This is a genomic window from Streptomyces sp. WAC03905 (assembly GCF_057371075.1).
Window position 1 is genome coordinate 7062590 of the sequence record NZ_JBXYDZ010000003.1, and the last position, 25587, is coordinate 7088176.

Sequence of the window (25587 nt, forward strand, 5' to 3'; positions counted from 1 at the left end):
GCGTCGAAGTGGCGGACGGCTGAATTCTTTGCCGTCCGCCCCGGCGATCAGCGCCCTATGCCCCATATGGGTGGAGTTTATAGCTCTGTTACAGAGTAAGATGCTGTGAGCTGATCATCGACAAAGCAAAAAAACGCTGGAGAAACCGCCACCCATGCCCCCGCGCCTGAGCATCGTCGTCCCCGTCTACAACGTCGAGCTCTACCTCGACGAGTGCCTGGAATCCATCGCCGCTCAGACCTTCGGCGACTTCGAGGCCATCCTCGTGGACGACGGCTCCACGGACACCAGCGCCGTCATAGCCAAGGCCTTCGCGGCGCGTGACAAGCGCTTCCGGGTCGTCATGCAGGAGAACGCCGGCCTCGGCGCCGCACGCAACGCCGGCGCCCGCCACATCCACCCGGACAGCGAATACCTCGCCTTCGTCGACAGCGACGACACCATGCCGGACTACGCCTACCAGCGGCTGATCGACGCGCTCGACGAAACGGGCTCCGACTTCGCCGGCGGCAACGTCAAGCGCTTCCGCTCGGTCGGCATGAACCAGTCGTGGGGCCACCGCGCCGCCTTCGCCAAGACCCAGCTCAAAACGCACATCTCCAAGTTCCCGGCCCTGGTCACCGACCGCACCGCCTGGAACAAGGTCTACCGGCGCACCTTCTGGGACGAGCACGGCTTCCAGTACCCGGAGGGCATCCTCTACGAGGACGCCCCGGTCAGCATCCCCGCGCACTACTTCGCCTCCAGCGTCGACATCCTCAGCGACTGCGTCTACCACTGGCGCGTCCGCGAGACCGGAGAGCGCTCCATCACCCAGCGCTCCACCGACCCGGTCTCCCTCATCGACCGCGTGAAGTCCGTCCGTCTGGTCCGCGAGTCCCTCAAGGCCAAGCAGGGCCCCAAGTACGTCCGCTACCTGCGCGACTACGACTACAACGTGCTGAGCGAGGAACTCCCGCTCATCTACAAGTACGTCGCAGAGGGCGGTCCCGACTTCCGCGCCGCGTTCGTCAAGGAGGTCGGCGGCCTCGTCCGCGAGATCGGCACCGGCCCCTGGCCCGACCTGACCGTCGCCGACCGCCTCAAGGCGTACCTCGCCGGCGAAGGCCGCGTCGAGGACTTCATCGCACTCCTGAACCACCAGCGCGACTACAGCTACAGCGTGCCGGTCAAGGGCCTCGCCCGCCCCCAGGCGGACTACCCCTTCCTGCAGGGCCGCCCGCCGGTCCCCGCCAAGATTCTCACCCTCGGCACGCGCGAGCGCCGCGTCGTCAGCCGCCTGGAGCAGGCGGCCTGGTCCGACGGCAAGCTGCTGCTGCGCGGCTACGCCCTGCCCGGCCACCTGGGCGCGGAGAGCCGGCTCGGCTCCCGCAAGATGCTGATCTTCCGCGAGGGCGGCAAGCGTCGCCGCTCCGTCGTCAGCACCCGTACGGTCGCCTCCCCGATGGCCACCGTGAAGTCCCCGCACCTCGCCCTGCGGCACGCCGACTGGGCCGGCTTCACCGCCGTCGTCGACCCCTCGATCTTCCAGTCGGGCGGCAAGTGGAACGACGGGACGTGGACGACGTCCATCGCCGTCACCGGCGCCGGCGGCCTGCACCGGGCCCGCCTCCGCGGCGGTGAGCACGACACCGGCCAGAACCCGCCCCCGTTCTGGGTCGCCCCCGACGTCCGGATCGTCCCGGCCGTCTCCGGCGCCCTGACCATCCAGGTGGAGGTCACCCGGGCCCGTGCCCTGGACGCCCGGCCCGCGGGCGACGACGCCGTCGAGATCATCGGCGAGCTCTCCGCCGGGGTCGACGCCGCCCGCCTCAAGGCCGTCCACGTCCCCACCGGCGCCACCGTCGACTTCCCGCTGGAGAAGGGCGCCGCCACCGGCGGCCGGACCCCCTTCACCGCCCGCGTCGCGCTGGCCGACCTGGCCGCCGTACCGGACGCCGCCTGCGAGCCCGGCGAATGGGCCCCCGAGCCGTGGAGCCTCTCCGTGGTCGGCGCCGACGGCACCGAGCACCGCCTGGCCCACGACGAGCGCGGCGGCTTCAACGGCCTGGCCGTGTCCCTGCCCGGCGAAACCGCGGGCCGCGCCCTCTTCGTCAAGCGCGGCAACACCGGTCACCTCACCCTCTCCGTGCAGCCCTCCCCGCCCCTCGTCGACGCGGTCGAGGTCCAGGACGGCACCCTGACCCTGCGGGGCCGGTTCGTCGCGCCGACCGACGAGCCCCACGAACTCGTCCTGCACAACGCGCACGGCATGGAGTTCACCTACCCCGTCACCCGCGACGGCGACGCCTTCGAGAGCACCTTCCGGCCCGTGCTCCCCGAGCCGTTCGCCGGCAGCACCACGCTCCCCGAGGGCCGCTGGTGGCCCACCCTGCGCCCGGCCGCCCAGGGCGGCACCACGGCCGGCCTGCTCGGCGTGGACCGCGGCGCGCCCGTGCAGATGGCACCGGGCCTGCTCTTCGCCGGCCCGCACCCGCTCACCGTGCAGGGCCGCCGGATGCGGATCGAGACCCGCTTCCACGACCGCATGGTGCTCGTCGCCGACCCGCTGCTGAGCCCGCACGACCGCTCCCGCTACGCCCAGCGCGTCGCCCGCTTCGAGACCTACCCGGCGCAGCGCGCCCTGCCGGTCAAGGACATCGTCGTCTACGACACCTTCCAGGGGCACGGCGCCGGTGACGCACCCCGCGCCATCCACGAGGAACTGCTGCGCCGCGGCGAGAAGCTGGAGCACATCTGGCTGGTCCGCGACGGCCGCGCCGAGGTCCCCGCGACCGCCCGCGCCGTGCAGTACGGCAGCGTGGAGTGGTGGGAGGTCCTCGCCCGCGCCCGGTACGTCGTGACCAACGACAGCGTGCCGGCCCTGTTCCAGCGCCGCCCCGGCCAGGTCGTCGTCCAGACCTGGCACGGCACGCCGATCAAGCAGATCGGCCACGACTTCGTGCACGACTACTACACGAGCCCGGAGATCCTGGAGGGCCTGGCGCACGACAGCGCGCAGTGGACCCTGCTCGCCTCCCCGAGCTCCTACGCCACGCCCCTGCTCAAGCGGGCCCTCGGCTACGAGGGCGAGGTCATCGAGGCCGGCAGCCCGCGCACCGACGCGCTGGTGCGGCCGGACGCGGAGCGGATCGCCGAGGTCCGGCGCCGGCTCGGCCTGCCCGAGGGCAAGAAGGTCGTCCTCTACATGCCCACCTGGCGTGAGAACTGCGAGGGCTGGAGCGGCGGTTACAAGCTCGACCAGCGCATCGACCTGGACCGGGCCCGGCGCGAGCTGGGCGAGGACCACGTCCTGCTGATCCGCGGCCACCACCACGTCACCGAGCAGGTCCGCGAGGGCGTCCGCGACGGCTTCGTCGTCGACGTGTCCCGCTGGCCCGACGCCACCGACCTGCTGCTCGTCGCCGACGTGCTGATCTCGGACTACTCCTCCGCGATCTTCGACTTCGCGCTCACCGACCGGCCGATCCTGCTCTTCACGTACGACCTGGAGCACTACCGCGGCACGCTGCGCGGCTTCAACTTCGACCTGGAGGCGAAGGCGCCCGGCCCGCTGCTGGCCGACTCGGACAGCCTGATCGCGGCCGTGCGGGACGCGGACGCGGTCGGGGCCGAGTACGCCGCGGCGCGGGCGGCGTTCCGCGAGGAGTTCTGCGACCTGGACAAGGGCGACGCCGCCGAGCGCGTCGTCGAGCGGATGCTCGCGCTGGGCGCGGAGCCCGCGAAGTAGGCCGTACGGTCGAATTCCCGGCCCCATGAGGACCGGCCCCGGGCCCACCGATGACTTTCGGGCCCGGGGCCGGTCTGTATGTGCGGAGGCGGTGTCCACCGCCCGCACAACGGTCCGGAGGCAGAGATGAGCGGCAACGGTTTCACCACGTGTCTGTGGTTCGACGGCGACGCGGAAGCGGCGGCCGACTACTACCTGTCCGTCTTCAAGGACGGCAGCATCGGGCGGATCGCGCGCTACACGCAGGCGAACCCCGACCAGGAGGGCTCGGTGATGACCGTCGAGTTCGAGGTCAACGGGCAGAGGTTCGTCGGCCTCAACGGCGGACCGCAGTTCCCCTTCACCGAGGCCATCTCCTTCCAGATCGACTGCGTCGACGAGGCCGAGGCGGACTACTACTACGACGCGCTGACCAAGGACGGCGGCCAGGAGTCCGCCTGCGGCTGGGTCAAGGACAAGTTCGGGGTGTCCTGGCAGGTCATCCCGCCGGGCGCCGTCGAGCTGCGTCAGCGACCCCGACCCGGGACGCGCGTCCCGTGCCATGGCCGCCATGATGAAGATGAAGAAGCTGGACGTCGCCGAGATGCGCCGCGCCGCCGACACTCCCTAAAGGGTGTCCTGGGCGATCCTGGTCAGCAGGGCCGGGAGGGCGGTGCCGATCGGTTCGCGGACGACCTCGTCGGCGAGGCCGTCGTACGGGGTCTCCTCCGCGTTCACGATGATCAGGCGGGCCCCGGCCTCCGCGGCCAGGCCGGCCAGCGAGGCCGCCGGCTGCACCTGCAGGGTCGACCCGACGGCGATGAAGACCTGGCAGCCCTTGGCCACGGCCATCGCCTGCCCCAGCACCACGGGGTCGAGCCGCTCGCCGAACATCACGGTCGCCGCCTTGAGGATCCCGCCGCACGCCATGCAGGCGGGATCGGGTTCACCGGCGGCGACCCGGGCCAGTGCCTCGTCCATCTCCGACCGGGCATGACACGCCGTGCACACCACGGACCGGGCGGTGCCGTGCAGCTCGAACACCTTGCGCGCGGGCATCCCGGCGAGCTGGTGCAGCCCGTCGACGTTCTGGGTGATCACCCGGACCGGCGTGCCCCCGCGCTCCAGCTCGGCCACGGCCACGTGTGCGGCGTTCGGCCGTGCTCCGAGCGCGCCGATCTCGGCCCGCATCAGCCAGGAGCGCCGCCGGATCTCAGGATCGGCCATGTAGTACTCGTAGGTCACGAGCTTCTCGGCGTCCGGCTCACGACGCCACAGGCCCTGCGGCCCCCGGTAGTCCGGAATTCCGGAGTCGGTGGACATCCCGGCCCCACTGAACACTGCGACGAGCGGCTTTCCCATGCGCCGACCCTACGGAGGACCGCGGCCCGCCCGCGACCCCATTACCGTGCGCCGACCGCCCGGGGGAGGCAGGGGCGTTCCTGCGGTGAATCCCGACCCCCACAGGAGTGAGATCCGGGCCGGGCCTTCCCGGTGGACCGGCCGGGCGGGTACAAAGCGGACATGATGCTGAAGCCCCACCGCCTCGGTGCCCTGCTGCTGGCCCTGTCGGCCCTGCCGGTCATGGCGCCCGTGCCCGCCGTCGCCGCGTCCGCCGTCGCCGCATCCGCGGCGGTGGCCCCCGCGGCCGCCCCGCAGGGGCACACCGCGGATCAGATCGGCCGTTTCCTCGCGCGCTTCTACGGGGAGCACGGGCCGTCCGTGCACGACCGCCGCCACCACGTCTCGCAGGTCCTCCTGGACAGACAGGCGCACACGCAGTCCGACGTCCTGCTCTGCGCACAGAACGCCCCCCAGGACATCGGCATCGGCCCGGTCACCGTCGCCCAGGCGGCCGGGGTCGGCTGGGCCACCGTCACCACCCACTGGGGCGGGGACACGACCGACACCTTCACCGCGTACGTACGCCTCGACTCCAAGCCGATCCGGATCGACGACGTGATCTGCGCGGGCTGATTCCGCCGTCCGGGCGCGACACTGCCTGGGTAGGGTGGGCGCATGCCCGCGACGAACGACGACGTGACCGCCGCCGTGCTGTACTGCCGCGATCCTCTGGACGAGCGCCGGGTCGACGCCCATTTCGCGGCGGAGGCCCGGCAGTTGCGCGCCGCCGGGGGCAGGGTGCTGCTCGTGGATCACGATGCGCTGCTCGCCGGTGAGACCGAGCGGGCCCTCGGCCGGGTGCCCGAGGGTGCGGGTGCGCTCTGGTACCGCGGCTGGATGGTCCCCGCGGACCGGTACGGGGCGCTGGACGCCGCCCTGCGCCGCCGCGGCGGCCGGCTCGCCGTCACCGTGCAGGAGTACCGCCGGGCCCACGAACTCCCCGGCTGGTACCGGACCTTCGACGGTCTCACACCGGCCAGCGCCTGGCTGCCGACCGACCCGGGCCGGACGCCGGACCCGCACCGGCTCACGGCCCTCGCCGCGGGCCTGCCGCCCGGTGCCGCTGTCGTGAAGGACTACGTGAAGTCGCGCAAGCACGAGTGGGACGAGGCCTGTTACGTGCCCGACCTCGGCGACGCGGCCGCCCTGCACCGGGTGGTCGGCCGGTTCGTGGCGCTCCAGGAGGAGTTCCTGGCGGGCGGTGTGGTCCTGAGGACCTTCGAGGACTTCGTCGCACCGCGGACGGAGGCGGGCGCGGCCGCCGCCGCCGAGGTGCGCGTGTGGTGGCGGGACGCGGAGCCGCGGCTGGTGACCGCCCACCCCGACAGCCCCGTCGCCGAGGTCGTGATCCCCGACCTCGGGCCGGTCCGCGAGGCCGTCGAGGCCCTCGGATGTCCTTTCGTGACCACCGATCTGGCCCTGCGCGCCGACGGTGTCTGGCGCGTCGTCGAGGTGGGCGACGGGCAGGTGAGCGACCTCCGCCAGGGGGCCGCTCTCGACGCGTTCGTCCGGATCCTGGCGGCCGGTCAGGCACCCCTGCGGGCCCCCGCGGCATCTGGTACAACACCGCTATGACGGGATTCGAGATCACCGGGGCCAGTGCCGCCGACATGGAGATGATCCGCGGCTGGGCCGACGAGGAGGGCTGGAACCCGGGGGACTCGGACCGTTTCGCCTTCGCCGTGGCCGACCCCGGCGGCTTCCTCGTCGGCCGGCTCGACGGGGAACCGGTGGCCTGCATCTCCGCCGTCCGCTACGGGGCCGGCTTCGGCTTTATCGGCCTCTACATCGCCCGCCCGGCCTTCCGCGGCCGCGGCTACGGCATCCGCCTCTGGCGTGCCGGGATGGAACGCCTCGACGGGCGGCTCGTCGGCCTGGACGGTGTTGTCGAACAGCAGGGCAACTACCGTACGTCCGGTTTCCGTTCCGCTTGGAACAACGTGCGCTTCGAAGGCGTGCCCCACGGTGGCGACACCCCGGACGACGGAGGCGGCGTCGAGATCGTCGACGCCGCCACGCTCCCCTTCGGCCTGCTCGCCGCCTACGACCGGCGGTTCTTCCCCGCACCGCGGGACGCCTTCCTGTCCGCCTGGACCGGGCTGCCGGGACGGACCGCCCTGGCGGCCGTTCGCGACGGCCGGATCGAGGGCCTGGGCGTGATCCGTCCGTGCAGTGCCGCCCACCGGATCGGCCCCCTGTACGCGGCCACTCCCGCGGTGGCGGCCGCCCTGCTGCGGCGACTGGCGCGGCACGCGTCCGGCGGGCCGGTGGCCGTGGACGTCCCGGACGCCAACCCGGAGGCGACCGCGCTCTTCAAGGGCCTGGGCATGCGCCCGACCTTCGAGGCCGCCCGGATGTACACCGGGCCGGTGCCGGACCTCGCCCTGGCCGAGCTGTTCGGTGTGACCAGCCTCGAACTGGGCTGAGCAAAGCCTCCGTCGGGCCGGGGCCCCCCGGTACGCAGACCCGGGCGCTGCGGACGGGCCGGGCGGCGGTCGCACGGCGTCGCCCGGCCCGTCGCGCGTCACGCGGGTTCAGAAGTCGAAGAGCACGCCCGCGCTGTTCCGCAGGCCGCAGGGGTTGGCGAAGGTGTAGGTGTAGTGGAGCCGACGGCCCTGCCAGACCCCGTCGGCGGACACCGACATGGGGTTCCACTCCCTGGTACACACGGCGTCGGCGGCGGGCGCGGCGAGCGGGTCGAGCTGCGCACCGGCGGCGCGTAACTCGCGGCACGCGGCTGCCGGGTTCGGGTGGGTCCCGCCGGGCCCGGGCGCGCAGACGAGGGTCACCGCCCGCAGCGCCGTGCCGGTGTCGGCGTCCGGGCCCGCCGTCACGCTGAGCACCAGCGCGGACGGCGCGTACAGACTCTGCGTACCGGCCGGCGCCGCGCCGGCCGTTCCGGGCCAGGCCAGCGCGGTGAGCGCGGTGAGCGCCATGGCGGCGGAACCGAGTCCGAGACCCCTTGCGATGGACCGCATTGCGAACACTCCCTCGGGTTGTTGTTTCGGATAGCGGACAGAGTCTTGCCCACGGGAGTCGCGAACGCCCGTTCGGGCCCTCATTTTCCGTCACCGATCGTGTACGGATGAGTGCAGACCGCAGCCGTGGCGGGGGCGTGACCTGTGCGGGAGCGCACGGCCGAATCGGCCGAACAGCGACCGGGAGACCTCCCCGAAACATGCGCCGGCCCCCGCTCACCCGCCCGAAACGACGCCGGGCGCCACCGGCCCGAGCGGCTTCGACCCACCCTCGTCGGCGCCCCCCCCGCAGCAGTACGTGTCCGCCGAGCGCCCACGGAACGCAGCGCCGGCGGTCGGCCGCGGTCGGCCGGCGGCACGTACGGGTCGAGGTCGCCCGGGCCGGCGCTCTCCCGCGGCGGCGGCCGGCGCAACCGCAGCGGCGGGCCGCCCCGGCGGACTTCCCGTCGGTCCTCGTCACACCCCTGGGAGCGCCCGCGCAGCAAGCCCGGAGGGGGCGCGGACCCCAGCAGTCCGGGGGCGCCTGGGGGGGGTGTCCGGCGGATCAAGGCGGGCCGGGGCCGGCCATGATCCGCCGGACACTCCCTAGCCGGTCGCGCCCAGGCGCGGGGCGTACAGGTCCAGCAAGCGGGTGCGCGTCTGCTGGAGCCGCATCGCGAGCACGCGTCCGACCCAGTGCCCGACCGCGGACCCGAAGGCGGGATCGGCGTCCATCAGCATCCGGACGGCCGCCGCGTCGAACTCGTACGCGCGCACCGGCGTCATCGCCTCCGCGCCGAGCTGCCACACGTACGGAGGGAACAGCCAGGACCAACCGACCAGCTCACCGGGGCCGAGGTTCTCCACCTGCGCGGGCCGTCGGCCGGCCACCGGCACCTCCAGGGTCACCGTGCCCGAGCGCACGATCCAGAAGGACTCCGCCCGGTGGCCCTCGTCGAAGATCCGCGCGTTCTCCGGGAAATTCACCTCATGGGCCTGCGCCATCAGCCGCCCACGGTGCTCCGTGGACAACACTGCGGCCATGCGGATGGGGGAAGGTGTGCTCACGACGGCCTCCGATCGGACCCCCCGCGACGCTCCTGCTGCTCCCAGTGTCGCCGACGCGACGCGATCCGGACCGGCCCGCGACACCCCTTTCTTCCCGGCCCGCCCGTACACCCCCTGGGCCCTGTGGTCAAAGTTGCACCTGGCCCGCGGCGCCCGGCACCGCACCTCGCCGCGTTGTCGGGGCGCCCACGTACGTCCAGTACTCGGGCGCCCCTCCGCCTTGCGATGCACGGCACCGGACACCGCGGGCCTGACCGGCGCCACTTTGACGACAGGACCTAGGGCTGGTCCTCGGCGTTCGCCTCCATGCAGGCCAGTTCCATCGCGTCCAGCACGGCCTCGTGGCTGCGCCCGCTCAGCTCGGCTACGTTCTCTATCTGCGCCGTGGCCCAGGCCGCCAGTGTCATCACCAGGACCCGCAGGCCGTCGGTGCCGTATTCGGCCAGGACCGCGTCGGCCACGACCATGGCCTCCTCCGGGACCTGCTCCGGCGGCTCCAGGCCCGCGAGACCGCGCAGCATGACGAGGGTGCGACGGGAGATCTCCGGCGTCATCCCCGCCAGCCGCATGTCCTCTTCCTCGTTCATCCGCCCCGCCCTCCGCCGCCGAGCCCCGTCCCTCAGGGCACGGTAGAGGCGCGCGGCGCCACGCGGGGCCGTTTCCGCAGGGTGACCCTGCGTGAGCGGGCCCGGGCGGCCGGATCCGGTGGGTCCGCACGGGCCGCCGTGGCGGCAGGACCCGCCGAAAGCGTGCGGACGATCGACTTCCCTCCGAAGCGACCCGCCGGTAACTTGACCCGCGCCAGCCGCCCGACCGGGCGGCCGAACCCGGCGGGAGCACGATGAGAACCCTGTTACGCGCCGCCCTGTGCGCCTTCCTGCTCACGGCCGGCGCCCTGCCCGCCCAGGCCGCGCCGGCACACCCGACGGCCCCGCCGGCCCCGGCATCCCCGGCGGCCGAGGCACCCGCAGCCGTCACCGCCGAAGCCTGGACCCCGCCGCTTTCCACGCGCGGCCGGTACATCGTCGACGGACACGGCAACCGGTTCCGCCTGCGCTCCGGCAACTGGGACGGCGCCCAGGGCTCCTGGAACGGCTCCGGCGACCGCAACGACCCCGCCACGCACCACAGCGGCCAGAACGCCAACGGCATCCCGCTCGGCCTGGACCGGGTCCCGCTGCCCACCCTGCTCGCCGACTTCCGCGCCCTGGGGCTCAACAGCGTCCGGCTGCCCTTCTCCAACGAGATGCTGCGCACCACCACACCGGTCCCGGACGCGGCCGTCGCCGCCAATCCGGCGCTGCGCGGCCGCACACCGCTCCAGGTCTACGACGCCGTGGTCGCCGCCCTCACCGACGCCGGCTTCGCCGTCATCCTCAACAACCACACGGTCACCACCCGTTGGTGCTGCGGACTCGACGGCAACGAACGCTGGAACAGCGGCCGTTCCACCGCCCAGTGGGCCGACGACTGGGTCTTCCTCGCCCGCCGCTACCGCGACAACCCGCGCGTGGTCGGCGCCGACCTCTACAACGAGGTCCGCCGCGACGTCTGGGACGACCCCAACTGGGGCCTCGGCGACCACCACGACTGGCACGCGGCCGCCCAGGAGGCCGCCGACCGGATCCTCACCGAGGCCAACCCGGACCTGCTGATCGTGATCGAAGGCATCAACTGGTTCGGCCTGCCCGTGGACGGCTTCCCGCACGGACGGCCCACCCTCACTCCGGCACGGACCCTCTCGCACACCCTGGTCGTCTCGAACAAGCTCGTCTACGCCGCCCACTTCTACGGCTACACCGGCCCCCGGCACAGCGGGGCCAGTGGAATCGGCGAGACCAGCGACCTCCGCTACCAGGACATGACCGCGGAGCAGCTCGAACAGACCCTCTACGACCAGGCCTTCTTCGTCTCCGCGGAAACCGGGGCCCACTTCACCGCACCCGTCTGGATCAGTGAGTTCGGCATCGGGGCCGACGAGACGGGCGCCGCCCCCCGCACCTGGTTCGACCGCCTCACCGGACACCTCGCGCGCCACGACGCGGACTTCGCCTACTGGCCCCTCGTCGGCTGGAGCACCACCGCCCAGGGCGTCCCCGGCGGCGACAGCTGGGCGCTGCTCCGCTACGACGCGGCCGGGCGCCGCTCCGGCGTCCTGGACGCGGGGGACTGGCGCACCCCGCGCTGGTCCGGGCTCCTCGCCGCGCCCGGCCGCACGGGCCCCGTACCCGTCGGCACCACCTGGTACCAGCTGACCACCGACCACCGGGACCACAACGCCTCGCTGCTCACCCGGGCGGGCGGCGACTGGGACAGCGGGGCCCGCAAGGCGGTCTGCCCCGACGGGGCGCGCCTCGCCGGCCTCTCCCACACCGGCGGCCGCGGCCTGTGCACCGGCTCCGGCCTGCGCGCCCCGGGCGGCGGGCACACCGTGGTCCGCGACGAGCGGTACGTCCCGGCGGGCGGGGACTGGGCCACCGGCTACACCAAGTTCCAGTGCCCGGAAGGCCGGTTCATGACCGGATACAGCCTGCGGGGCGAGCGGGTCTCGGCCGCGCTGTGCGCCCCGGCCCGTACGGCCCTCCCGGCGGGCGGCCGGACCCTCTGGTTCGACCGCGGTGACAACCGACCGCCGGGCGGCCCCGGCGGCGACTTCGCCCTCGGGAACCACAAGGGCCAGTGCCTGCCCACCGAGTACGCGGCGGGCATCGCCTTCACGACCCGGTTCGCCGCGCGCCCGTCCCCGGCCGCCCTGCTCTGCCGTCCTCTGCCGGGCCCCGACGCCCCCTGAGCCGTGTCCGCGGCGCAGCGCCGGCCGTGCCGGGTCCCTCGTCCGACGGGACGGACCCGGCGCGGCCGCGCGCCGCCACGGCGAGCGCGAGGAGGACCAGGGCCGCCGCCGCCGCGAAGGCCGTCCGCGTGCCGGTGGCCACCGCCGCGGGCGATGCCGACGCGACGTCCCCCGCGGCCGCCGCCAGCGCGAACACCGCGCCCATGACGGAGGCGCCGGTGACGAGCCCCAGGTTGCGGGCCAGGCCCAGCGTGCCGGAGATCACTCCGCGCCGGTCCGCGGGCACCTCCGCCATGACGGCCGTGTTGTTCGCCGTCTGGAACACCGCGTATCCGGCGGTCAGTACGGCGAGCGGGACGACGTAGCCGGCGGCGCCCAGCCGCGCCGGTGCCACGGACAGGGCGAGGGCGCCGGCCGCCATCGCGGTGAGGCCCAGGAGCGTCGCGCGGGCCGCGCCGACGCGGTCGGCGAGCTGCCCGGCGGGCACCCCGGTCACGGCCGCGACCAGCGGGCCGACCGACAGGAGGAGCCCGGTGAGGGCCGCGTCGAGTCCGAGCCCGCAGGACAGCTGGAACGGTCCGACCACGAGCGTCGTCATCATCACGGTGGAGACGAGCGCGCTCGTGGTGAGGGCGGCGGGCAGACCGGGGGTACGCAGGACCGCCCGGGGCACCAGCGGTGATGCCGCACGGGCCTGCGCCCGGACGAAGAGGCCGGCGCCGAGGGCGGCGGCGGTGAGCAGCGCCGCACCGAGGACGCCTGAACCACCACGGCCCAGGGTCATGGCGAGGGCGTAGGCGGCCAGCGTCAGCGACAGCAGCAGCGTGCCGGCGCCGTCGAAGCGGTCCCGGCCGGTCCCGGCGGCCTGCCGGTCCGCGGGCAGGTGGCGGGCGACGAGCAGGAGCGCGGCGACGCCCAGCGGGACGGGGGCCGCGAAGACCGCCCGCCAGCCGGAGCCGGCGATCAGAACGCCGCCCAGCGAGGGCCCGAGTGCCGTGCCCACCGCGGACATCGTGCCGAGCAGGCCCATGGCGCGGCCCGTCCGTTCCTGCGGGACCGCCTCTCCGACGAACGCCATGGTCAGGGCCATCATGAAAGCCGCTCCGACGCCCTGGACCGCCCGTGCGGAGATCAGCAGCCACAGCGTCGGCGCGGCCGCGCACACTCCTGAGGCGACGGTGAACAGGGCGAGCCCGGCCATCAGCAGCCGGCGGCGCCCGAAGAGGTCCCCGAGCCGTCCGGCGCCGACCACCAGGGCGGTGACGGCGAGGAGATGGGCCAGCACGACCCACTGGACCGACCGGAAGGGGGCCGTGAAGCCGTCCGCCAGGGTCGGCAGGGCGGCGGGAGCGATGCTCGTGCCCAGGGCGGACAGCAGCATGGACAGGGACAGGCCGGCGAGTGCGGGCCGGAAGGCGGCCGGCCGGACGGCGGCCGGTCCGGGACCGGCAGTGGTGCCGGGGGCTCTGGGTGGTGTCATGCGGAGGACGGTCCGCCCCACCGTGCTCATGCGGCAAACCTTGTTGCCGATTCCGGGACGCCGGGATGGAATGGTCGCATGGAAGCACCCCCTCCCACCAGGCGGTCCTCGACCAGGTGGCCCCCCGCCTGCGGCGCCTGCGCGCCCGGAGCGGTCTCACCCTCGCCGCGCTCTCCGAGGCGACCGGCATCTCCAGGAGCACCCTCTCCCGCCTGGAGTCCGGGCAGCGCCGTCCCAGCCTGGAACTGCTGCTGCCGCTCGCCGGCGCCTACCGCGTCCCCCTGGACGACCTCGTCGGCGCCCCCGAGGTCGGTGACCCCCGGGTGCGGCTGAAGCCCCGCACGATGCCGGGCGGTGGCACGGTCGTACCGCTCACCCGCAGCCCCGGCCCGCTCCAGGCGTTCAAGATGCTGATCCCCGACCGCGGCGCGGAGCCGGACCCGCGCACGCACGAGGGCTACGAGTGGCTGTACGTGCTCGACGGCCGGCTGCGGCTCGTGCTCGCCGAGCACGACCTCGTCCTCGGCCCGGGAGAGGTGGCCGAGTTCGACACCCGGCTGCCGCACTGGTTCACCAGCGCGGACGGCCGTCCCGTGGAGATCCTCAGCCTGTTCGGGCGGCAGGGGGAGCGCATGCACGTCCGTGCCAAGCCCCGTGCGGTTCGGCATCCAAAACGTCAAGAAGGGTGAACCGGTCGCGGATTCGCTCTAGGGTGCGCCGTAAGCATGGTCGTGTACGTAAGTACGGCGGTTTCCGGCCATGACCCGCCGACCGTGCCCCACGGTCGCACCGCACACCGAACTGGGGGGTTCATGCGCAGATCCCGTGGACTGGCGGTCTCTCTCGCCCTGTCCCTGACCGGAACCGGAGCAGGGCTGGGACTCGCCCTCGCCCCACAGGCGGCGGCACTCACGCCGCCCGTCGCCTTCACCGCCGACGCACTGTCGACCTGGCAGCCCAACGGCGTCGTCTGGGCCCTCGCCGAGGCCGGCGGGCAGGTCTTCGCCGGCGGCACCTTCTCCGCCGTGCGCCCGCCCGCGGGCGGCGCCGGCAGCGAGCAGCAGGCCGTGAACTTCGTGGCGCTGGACGCCGCCACGGGTGCGCCGACCTCCTGCAAACTGTCCTTCACCGTCGGGTCCGGCACCGCGACCGTCCGGGCGCTCGCCCTCTCACCCGACAAGTCCACCCTCTACGCGGGCGGGTACTTCGGAGCCGTCAACGGCACCCCGGTCTCCAGCCTCGCCGCCATCGACGTGGCGACCTGCGCCGTGAAGACCGCGTTCCGCCCGGCCTTCGCGGCCACCGTGCGGGCCCTCGCCGTCACCGGCGACACCGTCTACGCGGGCGGCGACTTCCTCACCGTCGCGGGCCAGCCGCGCCAGCGCTTCGCCGCCGTCGGCGCCACCGACGGGGCGCTCAAGCCCTTCACCGCCGACGCCGACGAGCCCGGACGCGCCGTGGAGGTCACCCCCGACGGCGAGAACGTCGTCCTCGGCGGGGACTTCTTCACCGTCAACGGTACGAACAGCCACGCGCTGGCCGTCGTCGACGCCGCGAGCGGGGCCCTCACCAAGTCCTATCCCGGCTTCATCGACACCAACTCCGTCGTCAAGGACGTCGCGACCGACGCCACCGGTTTCTACACCGCCAACGAGGGCACCGGCGGCGGTGTCTTCGACGGCCGGATCGCCCTCGACCTCCCCGGCTTCGGCCAGCGCTGGCGCGACACCTGCCTGGGCGCCACCCAGGCCGTGCTGCCGCACGAGGGGGTCCTCTACAGCGCCTCGCACGCGCACGACTGCTCCAGCGTGGGGGAGTTCCCCGACGGCCAGCGCCACCACCTGCTCGCCCAGCCCACCACCGGCACCGGAAAGCTCGGCTGGGCCCCCGACACCAACGACGGCATCGGCGAGGGCATCGGCCCGCGCGTGATGACGGTCGGCGCGAAGAACGGAGTGGAATACCTCTGGGTCGGCGGGGAGTTCACCACCGTCAACGGCGCGGCGCAGCAGAGCCTGACCCGGTTCTCCTCCACCGGGGACACCGGCGCGCCCACCGTGCCCGTGGCGAGCGCCGCCGCCTTCAAGCCGGGCGAGGTACAGGTCCGCTGGCGCACCAGCCTCGACCTCGACGACAGCACGCTGACCTACCGGATCCACCGCAACGGAGCGGCCACGCCGATCGCCACGGTCACGGCGGACTCGCTGTTCTTCAAGCGCCCGCAGGCCTCCTGGACCGACACCACCGTCGCCCCCGGCCAGACCTACACCTACCGGGTGACGGCCACCGACGCGGCCGGCAACACCAGTGCCCCGTCCGCCACGGCGAGCGTGACCGTCCCGACCGGCACCGAAGGCTATCCGAACCAGGTCCGCGCCGACGGAGCCCAGCTGTACTGGCGCTACGACGACCCGGTCCTGCCCTACGTCGCGGACAGCTCGGCCGGAGGAAACCAGAACGGCGTGCACTTCAACGCCCCCGCCCTGCGGCAGACGCCCGGAGCCGTCTCCGGCGCGAGCACGGCGATCGGCTTCAACGGTACGGACTCCCGGGTCCACGCCGACAGGCGGCAGACGATCGGCAGCACCTACACCGTCGAGACGTGGTTCAGGACGAACACCACCCGCGGCGGCAAGCTCTTCGGTTTCGGCAGCAACCAGGACCGCACCAGCAGCCAGTACGACAAGCACCTCTACATGACCAATGACGGGCGGCTGGTCTTCGGCGTCTACACCGGAGCCACCCGCACCGTCACCACCGGCGGCGCCTACAACGACAACCAGTGGCACCATGCCGTCGCGACCCAGGGTCTCGGCGGGATGACCCTCTACGTCGACGGCGTCCAGCGCGGCGCCCTGGCCGTCACCGCCCACGAGAACTACTCCGGCTACTGGCACGCGGGCGGCGACAACCTGAACGGCTGGCCCGACCGCCCGACGAGCGACGTCTGGGCGGGACAGCTCGACGAGAGCGCCGTCTACCCGACCGTGCTGAGCGCGGCGCAGGTGCAGAACCACTACGCCCTGGCCGGCGCCCCCGCCGACTCGGTGGTCCAGGTCACCGCCGCCGAGGACACCTACGCCAACGCGGGGGCCCCCGGGACCACCTACGGCACGTCGTCCTCGCTCGCCGTGCGCGGCACCTCGTTCTACGCCAGCTACCTGCGCTTCGACGTGCCGGCGGCGCCCGCCGGCACCGTGCTGAAGTCGGCGACCCTCAGCGTGAGGACGAGCACCATGAGCGGCGCCGGCACCACGGACACCGTCTCGGTCGTCCCGGTGACCGGCTCGTGGAGCGAAGCGGCGACGACGTACACCAACCGCCCCGCCCTGGGAGGTCCGCCCCTCGGCGCCTACCCGGGGATCCCCGACGGTTCCGCGGTGCACACCGCGGCGCTGACGACCGGGTCCGTCACCGCGTCACTCGGCGGCAGCCTGAGCCTGGCACTGACCAGCTCCGGCACGGACGCCCTGTGGCTGTGGTCCTCCGAAGCGCAGGCCAACGAGGGCACACCGCAGCTGACGCTCACCTTCGGCGCGCCGTGACCCGAGGCCGCCGGGCGGCGCCGGGGGCGCGGACCACGCCGGTCCGCGCCCTCTGGCGTGCCCGGGGCCGGCCGTGACGCCGGCGTGCGACGCCCGCCCCCGGGCTCACGCCAGGGCGTAGGTGAAGGAGTACGCGACGGACGTGTCCCCGTGGCGGTGGGTGAAGCCGCCCGAGCCCGTCAGGCCCACGAGGTCCCCGGTGCCGGAGCCGGGCACCACCTCGAAGCGGCAGACGGTGCCGCCCGCGTCGAAGGTGCCGCGCTCCTCCAGCACGAAGCTGCCCCTACGGCCGTCGACACTGCCCGACAGCAGCTCCATACCGCTGTAACTCCCGGTGTTCTCACCGGTGTAGGCGATCGTGTAGGCACAGCGGGTGCCGGCCGCCTCGACCCCGCCGGTGAAGGTGTTGGCGACGCGGGCGTGCGCGAGCCGAGGGCTCGCCGCCGACGCTCCGACGGCGTTCTCCTCCCAGTCGGCGAAGGTGAAGCGGCCACGGGTCTCCACGGGCGTGGGCATGACGGTCCTCCCGGTCGGCCGGACGGCACCTCCGCCCGGCGTTGTGGGACCCAGGCTGGCAGCCGTACCTGACACCTCCTGTCAGGTACGGGGAGAATGGCCCCATGCGCGCCGACCGGCTCCTCTCCCTGCTCCTGCTCCTCCAGAACCGCGGCCGGGCCACCGCCCCCGAACTCGCCGCCGAGCTGGAGGTGTCCGTGCGCACCGTCTACCGCGACATCGAGGCGCTCGGCGCCTCCGGCGTCCCCGTCCTCGCCGACCGCGGCCCCGCGGGCGGCTACCGGCTCGCCGACGGCTACCGCACCCGCCTCACCGGACTCACCGGCGCCCAGGCGGGCTCGCTCTTCCTGGCCGGAGCCCCCGGACCCGCGCAGGACCTCGGGCTCGGCGCCGACCTGGCCGCCGCCCAGCTGAAGCTCCAGGCCGCGCTCCCCGCCCAACTCGTCGGCCGGGCCCGGCAGATCCAGGACCGCTTCCACCTCGACGCCACCGCCTGGTTCCGGGACGCCGACCCCGTCCCCCACCTCGCGCGGATCGCCCGGGCCGTCTGGGACCAGCGCGTCCTGCACGCCCACTACCGCCGCCGGCGCGGCGAGGTGCGACGCGCACTCCACCCGCTGGGACTCGTCCTCAAGGGCGGCATCTGGTACCTCGTCGCCGGGGTCGAGGAGGACGCCGTACGCACCTATCGCGTAGCCCGGTTCCTCACGGTGGACACCGCCGACGAGGGCTTCGAACGGCCTCACGGCTTCGAACTCGCCGCCTACTGGCAGGAGTCCACCCGGCGGCTCGACGCCGCCCTGTACCGGCAGACCGCGGACCTGCGCCTCTCCCCGCGCGGCCGGACGCTGCTCCCGATGCAGTTCGGCGCGGCGGGCACCCGCGCCCTCGCCGACGCCGGTCCACCGGACGCGGACGGCTGGATCCGGATCAGCCTCGCGGTCGAGTCCGAGGCCGTCGCCGTCGGCGACCTCCTCCGCCTGGGCACGGAGGCCGAGGTGCTCGGCCCGCCCGCACTGCGCCGCGCCCTCGCCGACACCGTGACCGCCCTCGCCGACCGTTACGCCTGAGAGCCGCCCCCGGCCGACTGCCAGCGGACCTCGCCGTCCCGGCGGTGCCCCGTCGGGCGGAGCCCGCAGGCCCGGGCGACCGCCGCCGAGGCGGCGTGGCCGGGCCGCACGTGGGCGACCAGGAGGCCGACGGGCAGCTCCTCCAGCCAGGCCGCCAGCGCCCGGGCGGCCTCCGAGGCGAAGCCCTTGCCCTGCCAGGGGACACCGACGACCCAGGCCAGTTCGGCGAGGTCGTCCCCCCGGACGATCGTGGCCTGGACGGTACCCACCAGCGTCCCCGTCGCGCGCAGGCGCAGGACCCAGTTGCCCCACACCACCGCCGGGTCGGGGGAGCCGGCGGTGAGCCGCTCGTAGCGGGCCCGCAGCGCCTCCCGCGACAGGGGCGCGCCGCCGGTGAAGGCGTGCAGGGCCGGGTCGGCGAGGACGCGCGCCATCTCGTCTGCGTGCTCCGGCAGCAGCGGCAGCAGGTCCAGGCGCGCGGTGGCCAGTGCGGTCGGCCGGACCGGGGCACGCCGCACCTTCGCCGCCGCCCCGGGCCGGGGCACGTCGTCGACGGCCACGCAGATCCCCAGCACCCGGTCGTGGCTCGTCCAGCCGTTGACACGGCCGTGGTTGTTGCTGATCCGCACGCGCCGGCGCGGGCCGTCCACCGCGGACACCAGGTGCAGGTGGACCGTGCCCGCCACCCGTGCCAGGACGATGTCCCCGACCTCGACCAGCGCCGGATCGGCCGGCGCGACCCGGACTCGCTGCCGACTGTGCACGAGCGGGGTCATCGAGCCGCCGGTCGGCCTGAATTCCACGGTCTCGCCGCGGCCCACCCGGTCCGCCTGCGCTTCGAGCATGCCCATCGCGCCAGTCTCGCCCCGCGTCCCGGTCCGGGGCCACCGGATTGCGCCCGGGCCGGCACACCGTCAGCGCGGGGGTTCCACCTCCAGGAACCTCCGCCCGCGCGGGCCCCGGTACAGCAGGCACACCCAGCCCAGCTCCTCCAGCACGGCCGCGCAGGCCGTCAGCCGTTCCTGCTCCTCCGCCGCCGCGCCACCGCCCGGCGGGCCGACCCACGTCACCTCCACCCGCCCCGGCTGCCCGCCGACCGGCCCCGGCCCGGCGGCGACCCGGTATCCCGTCCGCGTACGGCGCCCCTCCGCGTCCAGTCCCGACGGCGGGACCCCCGCCGCCTCCAGTACGAGGGCCACCGCCCGCGACGGCTGCCGCACCTCCCACGCCGCGGGAACCGCCGCCCCCGCCGGACCGTTCACCAGACGGCGGATCTGCAGCAGCCCCTCGTACGCGGTGCGCAGCTCCGCCTCCCGCCGCCCCGACGGCACCTCGCCGCCGTCGCCGGTCGCCGGCTCGAAGCCCCCTCCCGGATCCGTCACCACCCCACCACCCGCCCGTCTGAGTACCTCATGCCCAACGGCCTGAGTATCCGCCCCGATTCCCCGCGGCGCCGCCGCTGGTCGAATGGGGCCATGACCGACGACGCCCCGCGCAGCGCGACCGTCCGCCCGCGCATGCAGCACGTGACCACCGCCGGCTCGGCCCTCGCCGTGGCCCTGGTCCCGCTCGTGGTGGGCGTCCTGTTCGCCAAGGCGATGGCCGCCGACCCGATGACCCCCGTCAACGCCCTCATCGCGGGCGGTGGCCAGCGGGCCGCGCTGCCGCGCGGGGAGTGGAAGCGGCGCGGGCACGACACCCTGCACCGGCTGCGGACCGCCCGCCGCGACACGGCCCGCCGCTGCGCCCGGGCCTGCGGCACCCGTCCCCGGGGCCGGGTCCACGGCGGCTGAGGTCAGCGGCCGTACTGCCGCAGGCAGAGGTCGACGATGGACGGCGGTACGACGCCGTCCGCGGCCGCGCACAGCTCGTCACCGCTCGGCGGCGCCGCCGGGCGCCGGCGGGGGTGAGCGGTCGCCGACCCGGGCAGCCGCGTCCGCCGCGGCGGAACCGCCTGCTTCGCGTGCGCCCGCTCACGGGGTGCGGCCGGAGCCCCGTCCGGATCCGCGGCCGGCACCCGGCCGGCGTCCGGGACCGGCCCGGACGGTACGGGCGCGGGCAGTTCGCCCAGCGGCATCGCCGGCAACGCCGGCAGCGCGGCCGTCCCGGGCGCCCCGGCCGCGGGCACGGCTCCCCGTACGGGGGACGGGGCCGAGGCCGGAGCCGGCTCCTGCGGGCCGACGGAGACACAGCCTGCGCTCGCCAGGAGCGCGACGAGGGAGAGGGGCAGGGCCCGGCGTAACTGCATGCGACCACCTTGCCGTACGGCCCGCCGCGTCCCGCTCCCCGCCTCACGCATCCGGGTGACCACAGGGCGCCGACGGGCACGGCCGAGGCATGTGGGAGATTGGCCCGCACGTGCGGGCGGCGGGGGAGGCGCGACCTCCGGCGCCCCGTGCGGCCCAGGACGTGCCCGGCCGTGATCCGCCGGACCCGCCCCGGTCCCCGCCCGCCGATCGACCCGTACGGAGTACCGATCCATGACCGAAGCCGCCGCGCCCGGCAACCCCGCGCCGTCCCCCGAGCCAGGACGGTCCTCCGAACCGGGACGGTCCCCCGAGCCCCGGCGGTCCTCGGAACCGGGACGGTCCCCCGAGCTCCCGACGGTCCTCCGAAGCCGCGCCGCCCGCGGTCACCGGGCCCGTACCCGGCCGACCGGGAGCCGGGCCGGGTCCCGGCGCCGCCGCCGGGCCGGACCCCGCTCCCCGGAGGGGCTGGGCGGCCGTGTGCGCCGTCTCCCTCGGCATCTTCTGCCTCATCACCTCCGAGCTGCTGCCCGTCGGCCTGCTCACCCCCGTCGGGGCGGACCTCGGGGTCTCCGACGGGACCGCCGGGCTGATGGTCACCGTGCCCGGACTGGTGGCCGGCTTCTGCGCGCCGCTCGTCACCGTCGGAGCGGGCCGGCTCGACCGGCGGCTCGTCCTGTGCGTGCTCATCGCGCTGACGGCCGTGGCCAACCTCGTCGCCGCCGTCGCACCGGGCTTCGCGGTCCTCCTGGCGGCGCGCCTGCTCGTCGGTGTCGGCGTCGGCGGGTTCTGGGCCGTCGCCGGGGGACTCGCCGTCCGGCTCGTCCCCGAGCGCCACGTCGGCCGGGCCACCGCGCTCGTCTTCGGCGGCGTCCCCACCGCCTCCGTGCTCGGCGTCCCCGCCGGAACCCTGCTCGGCGAACTCGGTGGCTGGCGCACCGCCTTCGCCGCGGTCGGCGCCCTCGGCCTCGTCACGCTGACCGCGCTGGTCCTGCTGCTGCCCCCGCTGCCGCCGACCCGGCACATCACCTTCCCCGAACTGCCCGCCCTGCTCCGCCGCAACCGGGCCGTCCGCGCCGGGGTCCTCGTCACCTTCCTCGTGGTCACCGGCCACTTCGCCGCCTACACGTTCGTACGGCCGATCCTCCAGGACGTCTCCGGCATCGAGGCCGGCTTCGTCAGCACCCTGCTGCTCGGCTACGGAGTCGCGGGCGTCGCCGGCAACTTCCTGGCCGGGGCGCGGGACCCGTACCGGACGCTGCTCGTCATCGGATCCGCCCTCGCCGTGGTCCTCGCGCTGATCGCGGTGCTGCCGGGGCCGGTCGCCGGGACGACGCTGCTGCTCGCGTGGGGGCTCGCGTACGGAGGGGTCTCGGTGAGCGTGCAGGGCTGGATGATCAAGGCTGCCCCGGCCGCCACGGAGGCGGCCTCCTCGCTGATGGTGGCCATGTTCAACGTGGCCATCGCTGCCGGGGCGCTCCTCGGCGGCCTCGCGGTCGACGGCCTCTCCGTGCCCGCCGCCCCGCTCGGCGGAGCCGCCCTGATGCTCCTGTCCGCCCTCACCGTCCGGGCCACGGCGCTCCGGCGCCGGCCCGACCGCCCCGGCTGACGGATCGCACCCGACAGACCGGGTGGACCGGAGCAGATCGGACATGCGGCTTGACCCGGCACGGGCCGGACGGCGAGAGTGCGCCCGATCAAGAACCACAGTCCGAGCCGCACCCCGGAGTACCGCAGATGTCCCTACCGGTTCGCTCACCGATCGCCCCGCCCGCAACCGGCGGTTCTGCGGTACCCGGCAGGTCGGGCGCCCGCCGCGCCGGCGCGGAGCGGGCTCCCGCCGCCCGGCGGCGCAGAGCCTGACCGGCCGGGCGGGGGCCGGCACCGCACCGCCGCGCCGGCCCCGCCCCTGCCGGGAGACCACCATGTCCCAGGATCCTGAAGAGAGCGGGCTCGTCGCCCCCGACGACGCCCTGTTCGTCCGCCCGTACGTCGCCGCCTCGGGCCCGCCGCCCCGCGCGGACGCGCCCCCCTGGCCGCAGCACGGGCCGTACGCCGTCCCCGGCCCGCGGCACGGTTCGGCGTACGGCGCCGACGCCACGGTCCCCGTACCGGTGACCGTGCCGGCCCGCCGCGCGGCCGTGCGCACCGGCGGCGACACCACCGGCGACGAGACCACCACCGGCCGCCGCAGCCGGCTCCCGGCGGCCGTGGCCACCGTGCTCGCGCTCGCGGCCGCCGGGGCGCTCGTGCTCCTCATGACCGGGCCCGACCCGCAGCCGCCCCGGGCGGAGGCACCGGCCGACCTGTCCGTGCCGGCGCTCCCGGCCCGCGGCGCGGACGCCGACGGCGAATCCCCCCGGCCCACGCCGTCCGTCCGGTCCACCGACCCGTCGGCCCGGGCCTCGGCCACCGCCGCGCCCGACGCGACGGCGAGCCCCGACGCGAAGCGGGGCGCCACCCCGAGCCCGTCGGCCCCGCCGACGTCGAAGACGTACGTGACGCTGCGCATGGGCGACAGCGGACCCGAGGTACGGGCCCTGCAGGAGATGCTCCACGGGCAGGGGTTCACGTACGTCTCCGTCACCGGCGTCTACGACGGCCAGACCAAACGCGGCGTCGGCCAGCTCCAGCGCGACCGGTCCATCAAGGGCGACCCCCAGGGCGTCTACGGCCCCCACACCCAGGCGGCCATGGAGTAGGGGGTGTCCGCTACGGCACGTTCCGGGCCGCCCGGCCGGTCAGCGGCCGCCCGCCACGCGCAGCACGGTCCCCGTCGTGTACGAGGCGTCCGCGGACAGCAGCCAGGAGACCGCCCCCGCGATCTCCTCGGGCCGGCCCGGCCGCCCCAGCGGGGTCTCGGCCCCGATGCGCGCCGGACGGTCGGGGTCGCCCATGGCGGCGTGCATGTCGGTCTCGATGGTGCCGGGCGCCACGGCGTTCACCCGGATCCCGTACGGGCCCAGCTCCTTGGCGAGCCCCACCGTCAGCGCGTCGGTGGCCGCTTTGGTCGCCGCGTAGTGCACGTACTCCCCGGGGCTGCCCAGGGTGGCGGCCGCCGACGAGACGTTCACGATCGCCCCGCCCCCGGACTCCGTCATGTCCCGGGCCGCCCGACGGCAGCACAACAGGTACCCGAGGAGGTTCACCTCGACCACCCGGCGCAGGTCCTCGGTCCGGGCGTCGGCGAGCGTACCCAGCGGCCCCGTCACACCGGCGTTGTTGACCAGACCCGTCACCGTGCCGAACTCGGCGCCGGCGATGTCGAAGAGCCGCTCGACCCCGCACTCCTCGGAGGTGTCGGCGCGCACGGTCACGCACCGGGCACCGGCGGCCCGGGCCCGCCCGGCGACCGCATCGGCCGACGCCTCGTCGCGGACGTACCCCAGCACCAGATCGTGCCCGTCGGTGGCCAGCCGCAGACAGGTCGCCGCGCCGATGCCCCTGCTGCCGCCGGTGACGACGGTGACCGGACGACGTGACATGTGGACCTCCAGTGGGACGCGGTACGGGGAGCGGGCGCGTGCGGGCGCCCGTCGCGTCGCACGGTGCGGCAGGCTAACACCGGGATAATCGCTGGACCAGCGGAAATGCCGGGACGGACAGTGGCGTCACCGATGCGCCGCACGACTGTGCGGCCGCAAGTCCGCGCGTCGGTACCGTCCATGACGACCCGTTGGAGCCCACCATGTCGACCTTGCGCGTCACAGCCGAAGAACTGACCGTCCACGAACACCCCAACGCCGACGCGCTGGAACTGGCCCAGGTGGGCCTCTACCGCGCGGTGGTCGCCAAGGGCGCCTACCGCACCGGGGACTTCGCGCTCTACATACCCGAACAGGCCGTGCTGCCCGCCGCGCTGATCGAGGAGCTGGGCCTCACCGGACGGCTCGCGGGCGGCTCCGCCGACCGGGTCAAGGCGGTCCGGCTGCGCGGCGAACTCTCGCAGGGCCTGGTGTGCCGGCCCCGCGCGCTGTCCGGCGTCGACCTCGTCCGAGCCGCCGAGGAGGGCACGGACTTCGCGGAGCTGCTCGGCATCACCAAATGGGCCCCGCCCGTCCCCACCACCATGAGCGGCGACGTCGAGGCCGCCGCCGACCTGATGCCGTGGGTGGACATCGAGAACCTCCAGCGCTATCCGCACATCTTCGAGCCGGGTGAGCCCGTCGTCCTCACCGAGAAGCTGCACGGAACGGCCGGCCTCTACACGTACGTCGTCGAGGGGGGCCGCTCCATCGTCTCCTCCAAGGGCTTCGGCGCGAAGGGACTCGCCCTCAAGGAGGACGAGCGCAACCTCTACTGGCGCGCCGTGCACGGCCACGGCGTACCGTCCGTCGCCGAGGCGCTGGCCGACCGGCTCGGCGCGACCCGCATCGCGATCTTCGGCGAGGTGTACGGCGCGGGCGTCCAGGACCTGGCCTACGGGACGGACGCACGCACCGCCGACGGCCCGCCCGGATACGCCGTCTTCGACGTCTGCGCCGAGATCGACGGCCAGATCCGCTGGCTGGACCCCTCGGCCGTCCTGCGGGACGGCGAACTCCCGCTGGTGCCGAAGCTGTACGAGGGCCCGTACGACCTGGACACGGTGCTGGAACACGCGACCGGCCGCGAGACGGTGTCCGGGCGCGCCGCGCACCTGCGGGAGGGCGTGGTCATCCGCCCGGCCACCGAGCGCTACAGCCCGGTCGTCGGGGGCCGCGCCATCGCCAAGGCCATCAGCCCGGCCTACCTGACCCGCAAGGGCGGCACGGAATACGAGTGATCCGCCCGGCGGCCCCCGGCGGCCTTCCCGGTGTGC

Annotated in this window: 22 protein-coding genes and 1 pseudogene; 13 read left to right on the forward strand and 10 right to left on the reverse strand. The window is 74.6% G+C overall.

Going from position 1 to position 25587, the window contains the following annotated elements; genetic code table 11:
* Nucleotides 1-154: 154 nt before the first annotated feature.
* The gene (locus AC2RP6_RS34355) at nucleotides 155-3730 is read left to right on the forward strand and encodes a bifunctional glycosyltransferase/CDP-glycerol:glycerophosphate glycerophosphotransferase (protein WP_486449730.1); all 3576 of its coding nucleotides are present in this window, start codon (nucleotides 155-157) and stop codon (nucleotides 3728-3730) included.
* Nucleotides 3731-3856: 126 nt separating this feature from the next.
* Nucleotides 3857-4340 (forward strand): annotated as a pseudogene (locus AC2RP6_RS34360) (VOC family protein).
* Here the strand turns inward: AC2RP6_RS34360 and AC2RP6_RS34365 are convergent.
* Nucleotides 4337-5071: an SIR2 family NAD-dependent protein deacylase gene (locus AC2RP6_RS34365; protein WP_486449731.1), complete on the reverse strand. Its 735-nt coding sequence runs from the start codon at nucleotides 5069-5071 to the stop codon at nucleotides 4337-4339. The pseudogene AC2RP6_RS34360 and the gene AC2RP6_RS34365 sit on opposite strands and share 4 nt — an antisense overlap.
* Nucleotides 5072-5233: 162 nt before the next feature.
* Here AC2RP6_RS34365 and AC2RP6_RS34370 point away from each other — a divergent pair, with 162 nt between their 5' ends.
* The 3 genes from AC2RP6_RS34370 to AC2RP6_RS34380 are packed head-to-tail and all read left to right on the forward strand — an operon-like array spanning nucleotide 5234 to nucleotide 7539.
* A complete protein-coding gene (locus tag AC2RP6_RS34370) occupies nucleotides 5234-5686 on the forward strand; it encodes a hypothetical protein (RefSeq protein WP_486449732.1) in 453 nt (150 codons plus the stop codon).
* Between the two features lie 42 nt (nucleotides 5687-5728).
* The gene (locus AC2RP6_RS34375) at nucleotides 5729-6688 is read left to right on the forward strand and encodes an ATP-grasp domain-containing protein (RefSeq protein ID WP_486449733.1); all 960 of its coding nucleotides are present in this window, start codon (nucleotides 5729-5731) and stop codon (nucleotides 6686-6688) included.
* Nucleotides 6685-7539 carry a GNAT family N-acetyltransferase gene (locus tag AC2RP6_RS34380; RefSeq protein WP_486449734.1) on the forward strand — a complete coding sequence of 285 codons (855 nt, stop codon included), beginning with the start codon at nucleotides 6685-6687 and terminating at the stop codon, nucleotides 7537-7539. The genes AC2RP6_RS34375 and AC2RP6_RS34380 overlap by 4 nt, the downstream gene beginning before the upstream one ends.
* Nucleotides 7540-7647: 108 nt before the next feature.
* Here the strand turns inward: AC2RP6_RS34380 and AC2RP6_RS34385 are convergent, their stop codons facing one another.
* The 3 genes from AC2RP6_RS34385 to AC2RP6_RS34395 form a co-directional block, all read right to left on the reverse strand.
* A complete protein-coding gene (locus AC2RP6_RS34385; protein WP_486449735.1) occupies nucleotides 7648-8091 on the reverse strand; it encodes an SSI family serine proteinase inhibitor in 444 nt (147 codons plus the stop codon).
* Between the two features lie 585 nt (nucleotides 8092-8676).
* Nucleotides 8677-9138 (reverse strand): Crp/Fnr family transcriptional regulator, encoded by a 462-nt coding sequence (locus tag AC2RP6_RS34390; RefSeq protein WP_385912743.1) that lies wholly within the window; start codon nucleotides 9136-9138, stop codon nucleotides 8677-8679.
* A 278-nt stretch (nucleotides 9139-9416) separates the two neighbouring features.
* On the reverse strand, nucleotides 9417-9725 hold the full coding sequence (locus tag AC2RP6_RS34395) for a hypothetical protein (RefSeq protein ID WP_486449736.1): 309 nt from the start codon (nucleotides 9723-9725) through the stop codon (nucleotides 9417-9419).
* 254 nt (nucleotides 9726-9979) lie between these two features.
* Here AC2RP6_RS34395 and AC2RP6_RS34400 point away from each other — a divergent pair, with 254 nt between their 5' ends.
* The gene (locus tag AC2RP6_RS34400; protein ID WP_486449737.1) at nucleotides 9980-11929 is read left to right on the forward strand and encodes a glycoside hydrolase family 5 protein; all 1950 of its coding nucleotides are present in this window, start codon (nucleotides 9980-9982) and stop codon (nucleotides 11927-11929) included.
* Here the strand turns inward: AC2RP6_RS34400 and AC2RP6_RS34405 are convergent.
* Nucleotides 11853-13409: an MFS transporter gene (locus AC2RP6_RS34405; RefSeq protein ID WP_486449738.1), complete on the reverse strand. Its 1557-nt coding sequence runs from the start codon at nucleotides 13407-13409 to the stop codon at nucleotides 11853-11855. The two genes, AC2RP6_RS34400 and AC2RP6_RS34405, sit on opposite strands and share 77 nt — an antisense overlap.
* A 65-nt stretch (nucleotides 13410-13474) precedes the next feature.
* Between AC2RP6_RS34405 and AC2RP6_RS34410 the strand changes: the two genes are divergently transcribed.
* Together AC2RP6_RS34410 and AC2RP6_RS34415 are read left to right on the forward strand one after the other, a co-directional pair.
* Nucleotides 13475-14098: a helix-turn-helix domain-containing protein gene (locus AC2RP6_RS34410; RefSeq protein WP_486449739.1), complete on the forward strand. Its 624-nt coding sequence runs from the start codon at nucleotides 13475-13477 to the stop codon at nucleotides 14096-14098.
* Between the two features lie 123 nt (nucleotides 14099-14221).
* Entirely contained in the window at nucleotides 14222-16954 is a 2733-nt protein-coding gene (locus AC2RP6_RS34415) for a CBM96 family carbohydrate-binding protein (RefSeq protein WP_486449740.1), read from the forward strand.
* A 105-nt stretch (nucleotides 16955-17059) separates the two neighbouring features.
* Here the strand turns inward: AC2RP6_RS34415 and AC2RP6_RS34420 are convergent, their stop codons facing one another.
* Nucleotides 17060-17470, reverse strand: a complete 411-nt coding sequence (locus AC2RP6_RS34420) for a DUF3224 domain-containing protein (protein ID WP_486449741.1) — start codon at nucleotides 17468-17470, stop codon at nucleotides 17060-17062.
* 104 nt (nucleotides 17471-17574) lie between these two features.
* On the opposite strand from AC2RP6_RS34420, the gene AC2RP6_RS34425 reads away from it, so the two are divergent.
* The gene (locus tag AC2RP6_RS34425) at nucleotides 17575-18540 is read left to right on the forward strand and encodes a helix-turn-helix transcriptional regulator (protein ID WP_486449742.1); all 966 of its coding nucleotides are present in this window, start codon (nucleotides 17575-17577) and stop codon (nucleotides 18538-18540) included.
* Here the strand turns inward: AC2RP6_RS34425 and AC2RP6_RS34430 are convergent.
* Complete coding sequence (locus AC2RP6_RS34430; RefSeq protein ID WP_486450550.1) at nucleotides 18531-19058, reverse strand: GNAT family N-acetyltransferase; 528 nt, start codon at nucleotides 19056-19058, stop codon at nucleotides 18531-18533. The genes AC2RP6_RS34425 and AC2RP6_RS34430 overlap by 10 nt on opposite strands.
* Nucleotides 19059-19454: 396 nt before the next feature.
* Complete coding sequence (locus AC2RP6_RS34435; RefSeq protein ID WP_486449743.1) at nucleotides 19455-19925, reverse strand: hypothetical protein; 471 nt, start codon at nucleotides 19923-19925, stop codon at nucleotides 19455-19457.
* 90 nt (nucleotides 19926-20015) lie between these two features.
* Between AC2RP6_RS34435 and AC2RP6_RS34440 the strand changes: the two genes are divergently transcribed.
* Nucleotides 20016-20333: a hypothetical protein gene (locus AC2RP6_RS34440; protein ID WP_486449744.1), complete on the forward strand. Its 318-nt coding sequence runs from the start codon at nucleotides 20016-20018 to the stop codon at nucleotides 20331-20333.
* A 2-nt stretch (nucleotides 20334-20335) separates the two neighbouring features.
* Here the strand turns inward: AC2RP6_RS34440 and AC2RP6_RS34445 are convergent, their stop codons facing one another.
* Nucleotides 20336-20788, reverse strand: a complete 453-nt coding sequence (locus AC2RP6_RS34445; protein ID WP_486449745.1) for a hypothetical protein — start codon at nucleotides 20786-20788, stop codon at nucleotides 20336-20338.
* A gap of 476 nt (nucleotides 20789-21264) precedes the next feature.
* Between AC2RP6_RS34445 and AC2RP6_RS34450 the strand changes: the two genes are divergently transcribed.
* Both AC2RP6_RS34450 and AC2RP6_RS34455 read left to right on the forward strand, forming a co-directional pair.
* A complete protein-coding gene (locus AC2RP6_RS34450; protein WP_486449746.1) occupies nucleotides 21265-22395 on the forward strand; it encodes an MFS transporter in 1131 nt (376 codons plus the stop codon).
* Nucleotides 22396-22711: 316 nt separating this feature from the next.
* Entirely contained in the window at nucleotides 22712-23488 is a 777-nt protein-coding gene (locus AC2RP6_RS34455; RefSeq protein WP_486449747.1) for a peptidoglycan-binding domain-containing protein, read from the forward strand.
* A 39-nt stretch (nucleotides 23489-23527) separates the two neighbouring features.
* On the opposite strand, the gene AC2RP6_RS34460 is transcribed toward AC2RP6_RS34455, so the two are convergent.
* Complete coding sequence (locus AC2RP6_RS34460; protein ID WP_486449748.1) at nucleotides 23528-24271, reverse strand: SDR family NAD(P)-dependent oxidoreductase; 744 nt, start codon at nucleotides 24269-24271, stop codon at nucleotides 23528-23530.
* Between the two features lie 203 nt (nucleotides 24272-24474).
* On the opposite strand from AC2RP6_RS34460, the gene AC2RP6_RS34465 reads away from it, so the two are divergent.
* Nucleotides 24475-25551, forward strand: a complete 1077-nt coding sequence (locus tag AC2RP6_RS34465; protein WP_486449749.1) for an RNA ligase (ATP) — start codon at nucleotides 24475-24477, stop codon at nucleotides 25549-25551.
* The last annotated feature ends 36 nt before the right edge of the window (nucleotides 25552-25587 follow it).